This window comes from Saccharomonospora xinjiangensis XJ-54, assembly GCF_000258175.1.
Taxonomy (GTDB): Bacteria; Actinomycetota; Actinomycetes; order Mycobacteriales; family Pseudonocardiaceae; genus Saccharomonospora; species Saccharomonospora xinjiangensis.
The window spans coordinates 65321-81001 of the sequence record NZ_JH636049.1 but is presented as its reverse complement, the minus strand read 5'-3'; the positions used below and the strand labels follow the sequence as shown (position 1 = coordinate 81001).

Below are 15681 nucleotides of genomic sequence, written 5' to 3'. Positions count from 1 at the left end.
TTCCGTAATGATGGGATGGAGATCCCACCCGCTGGTGTCCGAGGGGGGACTTGAACCCCCACGCCCGTTAAGGGCACTAGCACCTCAAGCTAGCGCGTCTGCCATTCCGCCACTCGGACTTGCTGGTGAATAGAGTAGCGGACGCCCGAACGGCTCGTACACAGGGGGTGCCTTTCGCGCCACCGGCGAGCTCACCTGCGCGAATGATAGGAAGGTGCGGTGACCACACCCAACTTGATCGACGAGGCCGCCGACGAGGCTGTGACGCTGACGAGCGAGCTGATCCGCATCGACACCACCAACACGGGCGATCCGGCGACGCTGACCGGCGAGCGGGAGGCGGCCGAGTACGTGGCCGAGAAGCTCACCGAGGTCGGCTACGAGATCACCTACGTGGAGTCCGGCGGTAAGAACCGGCACAACGTGATCGCCCGGCTCGCCGGAGCCGACCCGAGCCGGGGTGCCTTGCTCGTGCACGGGCATCTCGACGTCGTGCCTGCCGACGCCTCCGAGTGGTCGGTGCACCCGTTCTCGGGGGCCGTCCAGGACGGCTATGTGTGGGGCAGGGGAGCCGTGGACATGAAGGACATGGTCGGCATGTCCCTCGCGCTGGCTCGGCACTACAAGCGCCACGGCATCGTGCCGCCGCGTGACATCATCTTCGCGTTCCTCGCCGACGAGGAGGCAGGAGGGCAATACGGAGCGCAGTGGCTGGTGGACAACCGGCCCGAGTTGTTCGAGGGTGCCACCGAGGCGATCAGCGAGGTCGGTGGTTTCTCGATCACGCTGCGCGACAACGTGCGCGCCTATCTCATCGAGACCGCCGAGAAGGGCATCCGCTGGATGACTCTGCGTGTGCGCGGCACGGCAGGCCACGGGTCGATGCTGCACCACGACAACGCGGTCACCAAGCTCGCCGAGGCCGTGACCCGGCTGGGCAACCACCGGTTCCCCATCGTGCTCACCGACTCGGTGCGCGAGTTCCTCGCGGGCGTCACCGAGATCACGGGGTGGGACTTCCCCGAGGACGACATCGAGGGTTCGGTCGCGAAACTCGGTAACATCTCGCGCATGATCGGGGCGACGCTGCGTGACACCGCCAACCCGACGATGCTCTCCGCCGGATACAAGGCGAACGTCATCCCTTCGGTCGCTGAGGCCACAGTGGACTGTCGCATCCTGCCGGGCAGGGTCGAGGCGTTCAACCGGGAACTCGACGAGATCCTCGGCCCGGACATCGAGAGGGAATGGCTGGAACTGCCTCCCGTCGAGACGACGTTCGACGGCGCGCTGGTGGATGCCATGAGTGCCGCCGTTCTCGCCGAGGACCCGGGGGCGCGCACCCTGCCGTACATGCTGTCGGGCGGCACCGACGCGAAGGCGTTCCAGAAACTCGGCATCCGCAACTTCGGCTTCGCGCCGCTGAAGCTGCCGGACGACCTCGATTTCTCGGCGTTGTTCCACGGTGTCGATGAGCGCGTGCCCGTGGAGGCGCTCAAGTTCGGAACACGCGTGCTCGACCGGTTCTTCCGGAATTCGTGACCGCCGTGGGGGTCCGTGTGATGCGGGCCCCCACGATCCCCACACTCGGATCGCTCGTCGCGTGAACGCGACGCGGCCCGGTGCCGTGCAGGGCGTGGTTTTTCCTCTCTCGCCTTCGAACGATCCGGTGGACGTTTTCCGGAACCTTCGCCGGGATGCGGCTCGGTGCCTATACTGCTTTTCGCTGCAGGGAAAAGGATGCCGTGAGACGCGGGTTTGGGGGCCACCGTGGCGAATGACGACTCTTCTTTCGACGGTGACCCCGCGCCGCCGGGCCAGGTCACGGTCGTCAACACGACGAACGCGCTCGGTGAAGTGGTGACGACCGCGGTGATCACGGCAGCGGTGCTGCCGTTCGTCCAGACCTTGGCGAAGAAAGCCGCCGAGGACTCCTACAACGCTGTTCGTGACTGGCTGCGCAGGCAGTTCGGGGACGCAGCGGCCGATTCAGCGGACGGCAGCAGGGCGTTGCTGGTGGTCAAAGATCCCGATCCGAAACTCGACCTGGCCGTCTACGTGGGCCCCGCCATGTCGAACGAGGCCATTCGCGCGCTGGAAGATCTCGACCTCGGCCAGATCAGCGACAAGGCGAAGCGAGGCAAGAACGCCAGCACGCAGATCTACTGGGACGCCGCCGCCCAGTGCTGGCGCGTCGTCCACAAGCGACGGCGGACACGGTAACACGCCAGTGGAGCGAACATGATCTTCGGCGCACTCTCGACGAATTGCTTCCACTGCGTCGATTTCGATGTCCTGAACGGCCCGACAGAACTGGCACAGTTCGCACGCGGTGTTTCCGGCATGACGTGCCCGCTGTGTGGGGAAAAAGTCGAGGGCTACACGCTCCTCGCTGACGAGACCGACGTGCCGACGTTGCGGGAGGGGACGTGGAATCGTGGGGCGGCTCCTGCGCCCGGATTCGAGCGGTTCTTCGCCGAGCACGACGGCGCATACCGTTCGGTGCACGACGTGACCGAAGCCCTGCGCGGGCAGGTCTCCCGATCTCACGGCATGTCGCGCCGTGATCGCTGCGCGGCGTTGACGAGGCAGTTCAACGAGGCCATCGCGGTCATCGCTTTCGATGAGGGACGGCGAGCCCACGAGCGAGGAGACCACACACTGGCGCGGCGGGCGTTCGGTATCGCTGCCGGATCGAACGATCAGGAGGTACGCGCCCATGCGGGCTTCCGGCTGGGCATGCTCGACACCGAGGAGGGAGACGTCGCTGCGGCAGCCCGGAGTTACCGCAGAGCCTCGGAGACGACGGTGCGGGAGGTGCGCGCGGCTGCTCTGTTCCAGGTCGGTCTCTCGCTCAGGGAACTGGGAGATGCGGACGGGGCCCAGGCCGCGTTCAAGGACTGCCTCGCCTGCGAGATCGACTTCGTGAGCGGCATGGCCGCGTTCCAGTGCGGAACGCTGCTCGAAGAGCGGCGCCGCACCGTCGAAGCGCGCGACATGTACGCGCTGGCGGTGGACCTCGGCTTGGAGGGATCCACCGAGGCCGCGATCAACCTGGGCGCGCTGGAGGAGGCAGCAGGCCGCTGGGAACGGGCTCGCGAGCTGTGGGCGTACGCCTTCACATCGAAGGATAAGCGCGTGCGGGCCAGCGCCGCGTTCAACCTCGGCCGCGCCTGGGAACGCGGGGGCCGCCTCAGAAAGGCCAAGGCGTTCTACCGCATCGCGGCGAGATCGCCGGAGAAGGACCTCGCGGAGCGTGCTCGCGTCTACCGGTGCACGGCCAGCAAGATGTGGCAGCCGGGTCGATGACCTCGCTACGGGAGCAGTACCGCGCGCTGTTGACCCAGCGCGGGCTGCGCAGCGGTCTAGGCACGCCCGAGGAGTTGCTGCGCAGGATCGAGCGCATGGCTCCGGAGGAGCGCCAGCTGTTCGCCGGTCTCGCGGCATCGATCCGCGACGGCACCCTCGCGTTCCCCGACGAGGGCCTGTTCGACGGCCTCAGCGCCGAGCTCCTCGCCGTTGTTGAACGCAGCGGCTTACCACTGCCCACACCCGTGTTCGTCGGCGAGTATCCTCACAACTCCTTCAACGCCCAGGCGTGTGCCGTGTCGGGCGGGACGCTGATCCTGGTCAATACCGGCCTGGCGGCACTTGTGCACGAGGTTGCCAAGTGCTGGGCTCTTTCGCTGGTCCCGTTCACCAGGGACGACGATCGGCGGGTCAGGTTCGAGGAGCCCACCGCCGAGCTGACCCGCCGCAGGGACGAGGCGCGTTCCACCATCGCGAATGCCGTCATCGCGTACGTCTTCCTCGGTGATTCCCGGCTCGGCGGACGGATAACCCAGGACACCACGGCGGCCATGGGGTTCGCGCTGACCCGTGCGACCGAACGATTCGTCATCAGCCACGAGCTGGGGCACCTCCTCGCGGGCCACCTCGACGCGTCCCAGACGAACGCGGAACATGGCGAGTTGATCCGCAAGACGCGTCCTCAGGAGTTCGAGGCCGACGAGATCGGTGCTCTGCTCGTGCTACGCGGCCTCGATCCTGGGGACCAGGTTCAAGTCAACCTCGCGCTCGCGGGGCCGTTCGTCTTCTTCGCCATCGATCACCTCGTGACCAGGGTGCGCAACGAGGTCAACGACATTCCCGAGGGTCTGATCGTCACGGACCACCCGCCGTCGGACGAGCGAGCGGCGGCGATGCGCCGGTTGTTCGTGGAAAGCGCAGGCATCGGGGCGCTCCAGCTTGCGGGTGCCACAGTCTCGTGGCTCTCTGCGCAGGAGGACGACATCCTCGCCATGGTGGACGAGCGGGTGCGGTAGTACTTCGTGTCCGCAGCTTGCGTGCGGTCGTTGGCAGTCTGTGCACACGTGTCCGCAGGGTATGCACAAGTGTTGGCAGTTTCGGTACGTGGGGTCGGCGTGTCCGCGCCGGGAGGTGCGGACACGCGTGCGGGAGGTGCGGACACGCGTGCGGGAGGTGCGGACACGCCGGTGGGTTTTACCCGGGCTGGTCGGTTCGGGGCCAGAGGCGGGTCGCCGCGACGGTGCCGACGACGGTGAGCAGGGACAGGGCGAGCCAGCCTCGGGTGAAGCCGCTCGCGGTGACGAGCCATCCGGCGATCGGGTAGCTCAGCAGCCAGCAGGCGTGGGACAGGGAGAACTGCGCCGCGAACACGGCGGGCCGGTCGGCGTCGTCGGCGGAGCGGCGCAGGACCCGGCCGATGGGAGTGAGCACCAGGCCCGTGCCAGTGCCGACCACGGCCCACACCAGCACGACGGCAGGCCACCGCCAGTCGCCGGAGTGCGCGCTTGACAGCGCGACGGCGGCGACCACGCCGGTGCAGAGGGCCGCGGAGCCGGTGAGCATGATCCGCCGCTCCGGGAACCGGTCCAGCACGGGTGGCAGTGCGAGCGCGACGAGGATGGTCCCCGCGCCGTGGGCGCCGAGCAGGAGGGCGACGTCGGCGTCACCGCGGCCGAGGGCGTCCCGCGTGTAGTTGACGGTGTTGACCATGACCATCGCGCCGGCACCGGCCACCGCGAGGTTTAGCGCGAGCACCCCGCGCAGCCTCGGCGTGGTAAGGAAGATCCGGGCTCCTGCGGAGAGGCGGTCGGCGAGGCCGGTCCGTGCGGAGCGCCTGGCGCGGGGGACCCGCGCGGTGACCACCAAGAGTGCCGAGACCAGGAATCCGGCCGTGGTGCCGGTGAACAGCCAGTGGAAGCTCAGCACACTCAGCAGTGCGGCGGCGAGCATCGGGCTGAGCAGCGTCTCCATGCTCGACGCGAGCTGGGACGCCGACAGCGCCCTGGTGTAGTCGCGTTCATCGGGGAGGATGTCGGGCAGCACGGCCTGGAACGTCGGCGTGAACGCCGCCGACGCCGACTGCAAAACGACGATCAGCACGTAGACCTGCCAGATCTCGGTCACGAACGGCAGCGCGAGCACCGACGCCGCTCGCACCGAATCCAGCGTCACCAGTAGTGCTCGCCTCGGCACCCTGTCCGCGAACGCACCGGCGACGGGAGCGATCGTCACGTAGACGACCATCTTGAGCGCCAGCGCCGTCCCCAGCACGGCGCCCGCCCTTTCGCCTGCCAGCTCGTAGGCGAGCAGCCCGAGTGCCACCGTGGTCAGCCCCGTTCCGAACAGGGCCACCACCTGTGCGCCGAAGAGGTGCCAGTAGTCCCGGTTGCCGAACAGCGACGCCCGGGGCGAGTCATTGCGCACGATCACGCCGGCACGATAACAGAACGCTTGAAGAGGTGTTCAACTGTCTTTGGTCGCTAGACTCCTGCCATGGGTCACCAACCGCCGGGCCATGTGCCGCCCGCTCGCCTGACGGCGGAGGACGCCACCGCAGTGGCAGCGACCTTGCAGGCGCTCGCCACGCCGAGCCGCCTGCTGATTCTCACCCGGCTGCGAGCCGGGGCCCGCGCGGTGACAGACCTGGCCGACGACATCGGCATGGAGACCTCCGCCGTGTCGCACCAACTTCGGCTCCTGCGCAACCTCGGGCTGGTCACCGGCACCCGGCAGGGCCGCAACATCGTCTACAGCCTCTACGACAGCCACGTCGCGATGCTGCTCGACGAGGCCGTCTACCACATCGAGCACCTCCGGCTGGGGCTTCGCGAAGACCAGCCCGCCGCTCGGCGTCCCACCGCGCACGGTCACAGTGCTTGACCGAACGCGGCATCGGCGTGGTGCGAGACAGGTGAGACCGCGCGGGGGAAAGCGACGGAACCGTCGTGCGCGAATCAGGTGTGCGCGATGCGGCGCGACACCGGTGTTCGTCGTTCCGGCCGGGCGTGGGTATGGTTCGAGTTCGCGCCTGACCCCGAGGCGGCACGGGCAAGCCGGCGCCGGTACTCCGGCGTCACCGGGCGCGAACTCCGGAGTGGAGTGGTGACAATCCTGGAACGCTGAGACTCCGGGTGCGGGATTCGGCGTGTGCCGCGCCGATCGCCGATGGCTCTCGGCTCGCTGTCGTTGGGTTCGCTGAAACGGCTCTTCCATGAATCGGGTTCGTTGACAGACCTATCAGGACAGTCAACGGCACCGCGCTCCGTAGTCATTCCGTCACTTTCCGTGCAGCGGGGCACCCGATGTGAGGGCGGAATTGCATAGGCCACACTTGTCAGCCGGACAGGCCGCCGAGATCACCAGTTGATCCTGGCGCCGCCCACTGCAAGGGGTTAGGTTTGCCCCCAACCCTGCAACCCAGGCGTTTCAAGGAGGAAACCGTGCCGGGCAACGGTATCTGGCGGACGAAATCCGTCGAGCAATCGATCGCAGACACCGACGAGCCAGATACGCGGCTCCGGCGGAACCTCGGCGCGTGGGACCTGATGGTCTTCGGTGTCGCCGTGATGATCGGCGCCGGTATCTTCACCCTGACCGCGCGGACCGCGGGCGACATCTCGGGCCCCTCGGTGGCGCTCGCGTTCGTCTTCGCGGGTGTCGCCTGTGCGCTCGCGGCGCTGTGTTACGCCGAATTCGCCTCCACCGTGCCCGTCGCGGGCAGCGCGTACACGTTCTCGTATGCGACGTTCGGCGAGTTCCTCGCGTGGATCATCGGCTGGGATCTCGTGCTGGAGTTCTCGGTCGCTGCCGCCGCCGTCGCCAAGGGATGGTCGGTCTACCTGCAAGAGGTGCTGGTGACCCTCTTCGGTGCGGGGGTCGCCACGACCGTGGAGATCGGTGGCATCGGGGTTGACTGGGGATCGCTGCTGCTGATCGTCGTCCTGGCCACTTTGCTGACCCTCGGCACGAAGCTGTCGTCGCGGTTCAGCCTCGTGATCACGGCGTTGAAGGTTGTGATCATTCTCTTCGTCATCTTCATGGGAATCGCCTACATCAGCCCGGACAACTACACGCCGTTCATCCCGCCTGCGTCCGAGGCTGGCGACGCGGGCACCGGCGTGGAGCAGTCGCTGTTCTCCGTGCTCGCCGGTGGTTCCGGCAGCGTCTACGGTGCGTTCGGTCTGCTGGCCGGTGCGTCGCTGGTGTTCTTCGCCTTCATTGGTTTCGACGTCGTCGCCACGACCGCGGAGGAGACCCGCAACCCGCAGCGCAACGTGCCGCGCGGCATCCTCGGCTCCCTGGCGATCGTCACCGTCCTGTACGTGGCCACGTCGCTCGTCGTCGCCGGGATGGTGCCCTACGAGAAGCTGGCCACCGATGCCGATCCGGAGGGCCGCAAGACGCTGGCGACCGCCTTCTCGTTCCACGGTGTCGATTGGGCGGCGAACATCATTTCCGTCGGCGCGCTCGCCGGTCTCACCACCGTGGTCATGGTGCTGATGCTCGGCCAGCAGCGAGTGCTGTTCGCGATGGCGCGCGACGGCCTGTTGCCGCGCAAACTCGCCAAGACCGGCTCCCGTGGCACCCCGGTGCGCGTCAACGTGCTCGTCGGCATCGTCGTGGCCGTGGCGGCCACGTTCTTCGACGCGGGCAAGCTGGAGGAGATGGTCAACGTCGGCACCCTGTTCGCGTTCATCCTGGTGTCGGCCGGTGTGCTGGTGCTGAGGAAGAAGCGGCCGGACCTCAAGCGCGGCTTCCGGGTCCCGTGGGTTCCGTTGGTGCCGATCCTGGCGATCGCCGCGTGCCTGTGGCTGATGCTGAACCTGACCGTGCTGACGTGGCTGCGGTTCCTGGTGTGGATGGCGCTCGGTGTGCTCGTCTACTTCGTCTACAGCAAGCGGAATTCGTTGCTCGGCAAGAGGCAGCGGGAGGAGTCGGAGGCGAGCGCGACAACGGAGTGATGTCCTTTTCGGACTGATGATTGTCGTGGTGTGCGGCGGGCCGGATCTCAATGTCCGGCCCGCCGCACCGTCGTTTTCACGGGGGAGTGGGCGGTAGAGGGTGTCTGGTGTTCGCTCGGTAGGGTTTCCCGGACCCACTCACCGCTCCACCGCGCGGAACCGGCCCGGTGCGAGTTTTTCGGGGCGGGACGAGCAGGTCGGCGGATCGTCTACTACCCGATCAGCGTCGCCGTCGAAGGAGTACTCATGAGCGGCTCGTACTCGCCCGTGCCCGAACTGAACGCGCTCAAGGATTTTCAGGACAGTCTTGGAGGGCGTTCCTTCGCACCCGGATTCGAACTGTTCACCTACAACGACGAACTCGACTGGTTCTGTGGCGAGGCGCCGGACGCCTACCTGGATCGGCTGGTTCCCTTCGCGTATGCGACGTCCTCCGGCTCGTACTACGCCTTGTGGCGCTGCGACGACCGCACCGACCTCGCCACGCTTCCCGTCATCTTCTTCGGCGATGAGGGCGATCTCCGGGTTAAGGCGAACGATGTGCGTGAACTTCTCCGCCTGCTCGCCGTCGAGCCTGACGACCCTGATGACCGTGCTCGTCTCGCCTGCGAGCGCCAGAGGTACCGCGTGTGGTTGCGGCAGAACCTCGGGCTCACGCCACTCGGTGATGTCAGCGATGCCAGTGACGTCAGTAACGCCAGTGATGCCAGCGATGTCAGCGATGTCAGCGGTGTGAGCGGTGTGAGCGACAAGGCGTTGGCCGAGCACACCCGCCGATTCGCCGCCTGGGTCTCGGAGTTCGCCTCCGATGCTCTTCTCGAGCATGTGCTTGCCGCGCTCGACCTGGACGCCTCCAGTCGCTGATTCCGGCCGGTGGAGGGCACCGCGACACGTCAGTCCGACGGCTGCGGCGAGGGGTGGAGCCTTCGCGCTGGCTGCCGGGGGATGTCGGCGCGGTTCAGGGGATCGTCGGTGACGGCGTACCAGGTCTTGAGGTGGAGCGGGGTGTGCCAGCGGCCGACGTGGTCGGCCACCTGCCGATGGACGAACAGGGCGTGGCTGCATGTCTCGTGCCAGGAGCTTACGAGCTGGTCGGGGGTGCGTGGCCGCCCGAAGATCTCGCGGTGCAGCAGGAGCTGGGCGTGCAGCGAATGGTGCAACGCCACGGTGCGGGGATCGTCCGCCGCGCGGAGCCGCGCAGGTGTCGTGCCTCCGCAGATGTCACAGTCGCAGAGCCAGAACTGACTGCTGTCGGGAGTGCCGGCGAGCACCGTGTCGCATGTGTCGAGCCGGTGATAGCTGAGCAGATGCCGGACGAAGACCGAAACCCCGGCAAAACGCGGCCTGCCGCCCGTCAGCAGGGGATAGAGGTGGCGGAGCCCGCTCGTGGTGCCGATGGCGGCGGCGTGCACCCCGTGGCACAGGGCGCCGATCGCGGAGACGTCGCAGCGCAGCAACAGCACCGGCACGGTGGTCGCCCTGACCAGGCCGAGGAAGTGGCGGAGCACGTACTGGACTCCGAACGGGTCCGCGGGATGTTCGACGGCCACCGCGACGGGAACGCCGTAGGTGTTCACTTCGCCTGCGAGGGCGTCGCTCACCGCGCGGGTGGCGAACCATCGCGCCGACAGGGGCAGCATGGCGACGACGGCCCCCCGTTGCGTCGCCGCCGCGCGCAGGATCGTGCGAAGGCCCTGCCAGTCCCGCGCTTCGAGATAGCCGGAGTCGGTGAGCGCGACCAGGCCGAGAGCCTGTTGCCGCCTGCACCACGCGGGGTGGATGCCGCGCCGGGCGCTGACCCTGCGCCGTCCCGCGTACCGGTTGGCGTCGCAGAGGATGGGGCCGTCGAAGCCCCTGCGACGCAGTGTCTGAACGGTGGATTCCGGGGTTGCTCCGGTGATGACCAGACCACTGTCGTGGGCGGCGGCGATCTCGGCGAGTGCCTCGGCCTGCGACGGGCGGCACTGGATGAGCAGCCGTCGCGCGAGCTGATCCAGTAGGCGGTCCATGAGCCTCACGGTGGCCCACGAGCGACGCGCGCGTCACCGGTGTTCACGCGGTTGCCGACCAAGGCCGCACGAACGGCCCACATCGCGTCTCGCCGCGTGCCTGGCGCGCTGTCCAGCCCGACCTGGTCGGACCAACACCGTCGGAAGACCCGATCGGCGCGCACGAGCTGGACGGCACCGACCTATCGAAGGGCTTGCGCGGTCCGCGAGCGGTGGGTGACCTTCGCCGACCCGGCAGGCGAATAGCGGAGTGCGGTGATCGTGGTCGTCTCTCGCGGGGACCGGATGTCGCCGGCGAGCGGCGATCACAATCACAACTCGGACACATCCGTATTCAACGGGTTATCCTGGCTGCGCCGGTACCAGATCATCTCCTGATGGCCAGCGAACTCGCCGACCTGTATCCGGGCGAACGGCTCCTGTGGACCGGTATGCCGACCCGCTTTCCGGTTCTGTCCAGAACGGACAGAGTCATCCTCCCGCTCAGTGCCTTCGCCGTGATCATGTTCGTCTCCAATGCGATCGTTCCCATTCTCCGTGACGACCGCGCAGGGAACGTTGTGATGGTTCCGTTTCTCGTGCTGGTCGGGCTGATGGTGACGCATCTGCTCGCGGGAAGGTTCGTGGTGAGGAGGCGGGAGCTGCGCACCACCACCTACACGGTGACCGACCGGCGCGTCATCGTGGTGTCGCGCCCCCTGCTCGGACAGCGAGTGAACAGTGCCTACCTTCGATCACTTCCCCCGCCGCTGGTCGTCTCGGAGTCCGGCACCGTGGGCACGATCAGGTTCGGGCAGCCGACCCTTCTTCAGGAGTTGATGAGGGAGGGCAACCGGAAGCGCCGCATGGAGTTCGTCCCCGAACTGATCGAGATCGACAACGTGCGGCAGGTGAGGGACACGATCGCCCGTGCCCAGCGCGAACTGCCTCCGCACTGACGTCGCACGGACATCGCGTGACGGCACGAGACCGCGGTGCGGGAGGATGAGGCGGTGAAGCGTTGGGGATTCGTGTTGCCGGCCCTGCTCGTCGCCACCGCCTGTGCCGCGGAGCCGGACCCGCCCGCTCCGCCACCGGCCCCTGAGCCGACGGCGGAAGCGGCGTGCCCGGACAGTGGCGTGCGGGTCGAGGCAGGACTGTCGGAGGCGGCCTCGGGCTTGCGGGTCCTCGCACTCCATCTCACCAACTGCGGCCGGGACGAGTACCACCTCGACGGCTATCCACTGGTGCGGGTGCTCGACACCGTCGGCGAGCCGCTCGACGTGGAGGTCGCGCACGGTTCAGCGGGCATCGCGACCGTCGAGGGGTTCGACACGCCACCGGAGCCGCTGACACTGCGGCCCGGTGAGACGGCGACGACGCGGCTGATGTGGCGCAACACGGTCACCGAGGCCGGCGCGCCGGGCGTCGGTGAGTCGCTGTCGATCGCCCCTGCCGAGGGGCGGCCGTGGCAGCCGGTGGAGGCCGCGGACGACCCCAGCGGGCTCCATATCGACGTGGGCAGCACAGGCACGCTCGGCGTGCGCGCGTGGCACCGGTAGAGCCCCGGTCACGAATGGTGTGCTCCGCGTGGTCGCACCACTGAGCCCGCCCGTCCCCGCATCGCCGCAGGTGGCAGCGCACCTCCGAGCGCTAATTTGACTTATTCCAGAAAAGCTGATTGGCTTCGGCCGTGGCAATCATCGACGCTCCCGCTCTCCTGCGGGAGGCAGCACTGCGGGTGACCCGTCCCAGGGTCGCCGTGCTGACGATGGTCGCGGCCAACCCCCACTCGGACACCGACACGATCGCGACGGCCGTCCGCCGCGAGCTGGGCTCGGTGTCCACGCAAGCGGTCTACGACGTGCTGCGCGCACTGACCGACGCCGGTCTGGTCCGCCGCATCGAACCGGCCGGGTCACCAGCACGGTTCGAGACCCGGGTGGGGGACAACCATCACCACCTGGTTTGCCGCGAATGCGGTTCCATTACCGACGTCAACTGCGTGGTGGGCGAGGCACCGTGTCTTCACGTCGAGAACCCGGACGGGTTCGCGGTCGATGAAGCCGAGGTGACCTTCTGGGGCACCTGCCCCGCCTGCCTCGCGGGCGATGAGTGATCACCTTCCAAGAGAATCCGACGAGGAGTGTGCTTTGCCTGAGAACAACCAGAGGCCGCTGACCACCGTCGCAGGCGCGCCGGTTCCCGACAACCAGAACTCGCTCACGGCGGGTCCGCGCGGCCCGATGCTGCTTCAGGACGTGTGGTTCCTGGAGAAGCTCGCGCACTTCGACCGCGAGGTCATCCCGGAGCGCCGCATGCACGCGAAGGGCTCCGGCGCGTACGGCACGTTCACCGTGACCAACGACATCACCCGCTACACCAGCGCGAAGATCTTCTCCGAGGTCGGCAAGAAGACCGACCTGTTCGTCCGGTTCTCGACCGTCGCCGGTGAGCGCGGCGCGGCCGACGCCGAGCGCGACATCCGCGGCTTCGCCGTCAAGTTCTACACCGAGGAGGGCAACTGGGACCTCGTCGGCAACAACACGCCGGTCTTCTTCTTCCGCGACCCGCTGAAGTTCCCCGACCTCAACCACGCCGTGAAGCGCGACCCGCGCACCAACATGCGTGACCCGGAGAACAACTGGGACTTCTGGACCAATCTGCCCGAGGCGCTGCACCAGGTGACGATCGTGATGTCCGACCGGGGCATTCCCGCCTCGTACCGGCACATGCACGGTTTCGGTTCCCACACCTACAGCATGGTCAATGCCGAGGGCGAGCGGTTCTGGGTCAAGTTCCACCACCGCACCCAGCAGGGCATCAAGAACCTGACCGACGCCGAGGCCGAGGCACTGATCGGCAAGGACCGCGAGTCGCACCAGCGTGACCTGTTCGACGCCATCGAGCGCGGCGACTTCCCGAAGTGGAAGCTCTACATCCAGGTCATGCCGGAGCACGAGGCCGAGACCTACCGTTACCACCCGTTCGACCTCACCAAGGTCTGGTCCAAGAAGGACTACCCGCTCATCGAGGTCGGCGAGTGGGAGCTCAACCGCAACCCCGCCAACTACTTCGCCGAGGTGGAGCAGGCCGCCTTCACCCCGGCCAACGTGGTGCCGGGCATCGGTTTCTCGCCGGACAAGATGCTTCAGGGCAGGCTCTTCTCCTACGGTGACGCCCAGCGTTACCGGCTCGGTGTCAACCACCACCAGATCCCGGTGAACCAGCCGCGCTGCCCGGTCAACTCCTACCACCGCGACGGTGCGATGCGGGTGGACGGCAACCAGGGCGCCACGCCGGGCATCGAGCCCAACTCCTACGGTCGCTGGCAGGAGCAGCCCGCTTACCGCGAGCCGAGCCTCGCCGTGGGGTCGGTGGCCGACCGGTTCAACTATCGCGAGGACGACGACAACTACTACGAGCAGCCGGGCATTCTGTTCCGCAACATGACGCCGGAGCAGCAGCAGGCCCTGTTCGCCAACACCGCGCGTGCCATCAACGGCGCCTCCGAGGCGACCATCGAGCGGCACATCGCCAACTGCACCAAGGCCGACCCCGCCTATGGCGAGGGCGTCCGCAAGGCGATCGAGGCGCTGCAGGCGGGCCAGCTCTGATCGGCTGACCCCTGTCCACAGTGGGTGGACACTGTGGACAGTGTGTTTGACCGTGTGGACACCGCCCCGGGCCGTTGAGCGCGGGGCGGTGTCCGCACCGGAGGTTCTCAGGAGAGATGGGAATGAGCGAAAGCGGCCTCACCCCCGAGCAGGTCGAGCGGGTCGTGGCGCTCGCGGCGGATCTGGCCCGCGAGGGCGACACGGCGCAACTCGTGGAATTCCTCGACCATGGGCTGCCGGTGAACACGGCCGATCCGGCGGGGAACACGCTGCTCATGCTCGCCGCCTACCACGGCCACGCCGACACCGTGCGTGCGCTGCTCGACCGGGGCGCTGATCCCGATCTGCGCAACGACCGCGATCAGGCGCCCATCGCCGGTGCGCTGTTCAAGGGCGCGGACGAGGTCGTGGCCGCGTTACGGGAGGCGGGTGCGGACCTCGACTCCGGAACCCCGTCGGCGCGTGCCGCGGCCGTGCTGTTCGGTAGGGAATACTTGCTGGCCGGATGACTTCTCTGCGGGAGTCCGCCCGCCTGCCGTCACGCCGCTCCGGGAGCACGGACGGCCGTACTGTCGTGAATGTGCAGGACGGCGTCGGCGCCGTCGAGCGTTGCCGCGTCGAGGGGTACGTAGCCCTGCTGGGGAGTGATGCCGGTGCGGACGCGGGCGTGGGCGTCTGCCGGGTTCGGCACGAAACCCCAGGTGCCGATATGCTCGTGGAAGAGGCTTTCGTAGGTACCGGGCTCCGGGTCGGCGATCCCTAACGTCTCACTGCGGCCGAGACTGCCCGCGACGAAAGTGTAGGGCTCGGGGGCAAGCGAGTTCACAATGGACCCCGCGCCGAACCACGTGAGATTCAGATCCGGCGTGGTGATGACGCTGCCTCCCTTCTGAAGATGCTGGTTGTGCGCGCACACGAGGGTGGCGCCGCGCCGCGCTTCGAAGCCGCGAATGTCCAGGAGATTGTGCGCCATGAGCGCGTCCCGCGTGGCCGCCAGGCGCGAGACGCGGGTGCTCTGATCGCCGGGACGTGCCGACTGCGCATGGTAGCGCAGCAGACCGATCCCCGCGGTGAGGTGCGTTCTCACCCGCACCCAGCGGGCGTGTGACGTTGTGGCGATCAGCTCGGGCGCGCGTGCGTGGAGTGAGGTGAACAGGTCGTCGGCGATCGCGCGCAACCGATCCGCCTCGGCCGTGGCGCCGGGTGAGGCGGCGGCGTCGAGCACCGCCTCCGCGCGACTCCACCGCTCGTCCTCGCCGGTCAGGCTCGCGATGTCGAGGTCGAGCCCCAGATAATCGCGGGCTTGTTCGAGATAGGGCCGGGGACTCGGCGCGCTGAACGTCTCAAGGGCCCCGTCGAATCCGTGGAAGGTGAGCCGCTGTTCCCGTGGCCGCTTTGCGTTGTAGCCGCGCATCCAGGCGACCAGCTGCCGGATGGGGGCCAGATTGCCGAAGTCGTGGGAGAACGCACTCATCGCCTCGTCGAGATTACCGAGTCCATCGTGGACGAAGTCGTTGACGACGAACGCGCCGACCCGGTCGATCTCCAGCGCGATCGACCGGAAACCGTGGTCGATCAGCCGGGCGAAGACGTCGTTGCGAATCCAGCCGAAGGCGGGTTCCCCGTGCGTCGGTTCACCGAGCGCCAGCAGGCCGGTGGAGGAGGGGAGAAGGTCTCGAATGTCCTGGGTCATGTGTTTCAATCGTATCGTTGAAACTCACGTGGGGACCTCTCCGAAGCCGGCCAGGAACGACGGTGGGCAACCCTCAACTCTCCTGTGAAGCGGGTCGAGACGCCGCTTCGCTG

At 67.6% G+C, this 15681-nt stretch carries 15 protein-coding genes and 1 tRNA gene; 12 read left to right on the top strand and 4 right to left on the bottom strand.

Annotation, left to right across the window (positions count from 1 at the left end; all coding sequences use genetic code 11):
- Window positions 1-32 precede the first annotated feature (32 nt).
- Window positions 33-119 (bottom strand) — tRNA-Leu (locus SACXIDRAFT_RS00190).
- 100 nt (window positions 120-219) lie between these two features.
- Here SACXIDRAFT_RS00190 and SACXIDRAFT_RS00185 point away from each other — a divergent pair.
- The 4 genes from SACXIDRAFT_RS00185 (at window position 220) to SACXIDRAFT_RS00170 (ending at window position 4325) form a co-directional block, all read left to right on the top strand.
- Entirely contained in the window at window positions 220-1542 is a 1323-nt protein-coding gene (locus tag SACXIDRAFT_RS00185; protein WP_006236417.1) for a M20/M25/M40 family metallo-hydrolase, read from the top strand.
- A 228-nt stretch (window positions 1543-1770) separates the two neighbouring features.
- Entirely contained in the window at window positions 1771-2223 is a 453-nt protein-coding gene (locus SACXIDRAFT_RS00180) for a hypothetical protein (protein ID WP_006236416.1), read from the top strand.
- 18 nt (window positions 2224-2241) lie between these two features.
- A complete protein-coding gene (locus SACXIDRAFT_RS00175) occupies window positions 2242-3309 on the top strand; it encodes a tetratricopeptide repeat protein (RefSeq protein WP_006236415.1) in 1068 nt (355 codons plus the stop codon).
- On the top strand, window positions 3306-4325 hold the full coding sequence (locus SACXIDRAFT_RS00170) for a M48 family metalloprotease (RefSeq protein ID WP_006236414.1): 1020 nt from the start codon (window positions 3306-3308) through the stop codon (window positions 4323-4325). The genes SACXIDRAFT_RS00175 and SACXIDRAFT_RS00170 overlap by 4 nt, the downstream gene beginning before the upstream one ends.
- Window positions 4326-4503: 178 nt before the next feature.
- On the opposite strand, the gene SACXIDRAFT_RS00165 is transcribed toward SACXIDRAFT_RS00170, so the two are convergent.
- Entirely contained in the window at window positions 4504-5739 is a 1236-nt protein-coding gene (locus SACXIDRAFT_RS00165) for an MFS transporter (RefSeq protein WP_006236413.1), read from the bottom strand.
- Between the two features lie 63 nt (window positions 5740-5802).
- On the opposite strand from SACXIDRAFT_RS00165, the gene SACXIDRAFT_RS00160 reads away from it, so the two are divergent.
- From SACXIDRAFT_RS00160 to SACXIDRAFT_RS00150, 3 genes are all read left to right on the top strand, one after another.
- Window positions 5803-6189, top strand: coding sequence for an ArsR/SmtB family transcription factor (locus SACXIDRAFT_RS00160; RefSeq protein WP_006236412.1), 387 nt, complete (start codon window positions 5803-5805; stop codon window positions 6187-6189).
- A gap of 560 nt (window positions 6190-6749) precedes the next feature.
- Complete coding sequence (locus SACXIDRAFT_RS00155; RefSeq protein WP_006236411.1) at window positions 6750-8270, top strand: amino acid permease; 1521 nt, start codon at window positions 6750-6752, stop codon at window positions 8268-8270.
- Between the two features lie 246 nt (window positions 8271-8516).
- Window positions 8517-9134 carry a hypothetical protein gene (locus tag SACXIDRAFT_RS00150; protein WP_006236410.1) on the top strand — a complete coding sequence of 206 codons (618 nt, stop codon included), beginning with the start codon at window positions 8517-8519 and terminating at the stop codon, window positions 9132-9134.
- A 29-nt stretch (window positions 9135-9163) separates the two neighbouring features.
- Here SACXIDRAFT_RS00150 and SACXIDRAFT_RS00145 read toward each other — a convergent pair whose 3' ends face one another.
- On the bottom strand, window positions 9164-10279 hold the full coding sequence (locus tag SACXIDRAFT_RS00145) for a hypothetical protein (protein WP_006236409.1): 1116 nt from the start codon (window positions 10277-10279) through the stop codon (window positions 9164-9166).
- A gap of 377 nt (window positions 10280-10656) precedes the next feature.
- On the opposite strand from SACXIDRAFT_RS00145, the gene SACXIDRAFT_RS21705 reads away from it, so the two are divergent.
- The 5 genes from SACXIDRAFT_RS21705 (at window position 10657) to SACXIDRAFT_RS00120 (ending at window position 14384) form a co-directional block, all read left to right on the top strand.
- The gene (locus SACXIDRAFT_RS21705) at window positions 10657-11217 is read left to right on the top strand and encodes a hypothetical protein (RefSeq protein WP_006236408.1); all 561 of its coding nucleotides are present in this window, start codon (window positions 10657-10659) and stop codon (window positions 11215-11217) included.
- 54 nt (window positions 11218-11271) lie between these two features.
- Window positions 11272-11820, top strand: a complete 549-nt coding sequence (locus SACXIDRAFT_RS00135; protein WP_006236407.1) for a DUF4232 domain-containing protein — start codon at window positions 11272-11274, stop codon at window positions 11818-11820.
- Between the two features lie 131 nt (window positions 11821-11951).
- Window positions 11952-12377: a Fur family transcriptional regulator gene (locus SACXIDRAFT_RS00130; protein ID WP_006236406.1), complete on the top strand. Its 426-nt coding sequence runs from the start codon at window positions 11952-11954 to the stop codon at window positions 12375-12377.
- A gap of 34 nt (window positions 12378-12411) precedes the next feature.
- Window positions 12412-13875 carry a catalase gene (locus SACXIDRAFT_RS00125; RefSeq protein ID WP_006236405.1) on the top strand — a complete coding sequence of 488 codons (1464 nt, stop codon included), beginning with the start codon at window positions 12412-12414 and terminating at the stop codon, window positions 13873-13875.
- 122 nt (window positions 13876-13997) lie between these two features.
- Complete coding sequence (locus tag SACXIDRAFT_RS00120; protein ID WP_006236404.1) at window positions 13998-14384, top strand: ankyrin repeat domain-containing protein; 387 nt, start codon at window positions 13998-14000, stop codon at window positions 14382-14384.
- A 29-nt stretch (window positions 14385-14413) separates the two neighbouring features.
- Here the strand turns inward: SACXIDRAFT_RS00120 and SACXIDRAFT_RS00115 are convergent, their stop codons facing one another.
- On the bottom strand, window positions 14414-15568 hold the full coding sequence (locus SACXIDRAFT_RS00115; RefSeq protein WP_006236403.1) for an erythromycin esterase family protein: 1155 nt from the start codon (window positions 15566-15568) through the stop codon (window positions 14414-14416).
- Between the last annotated feature and the right edge of the window lie 113 nt (window positions 15569-15681).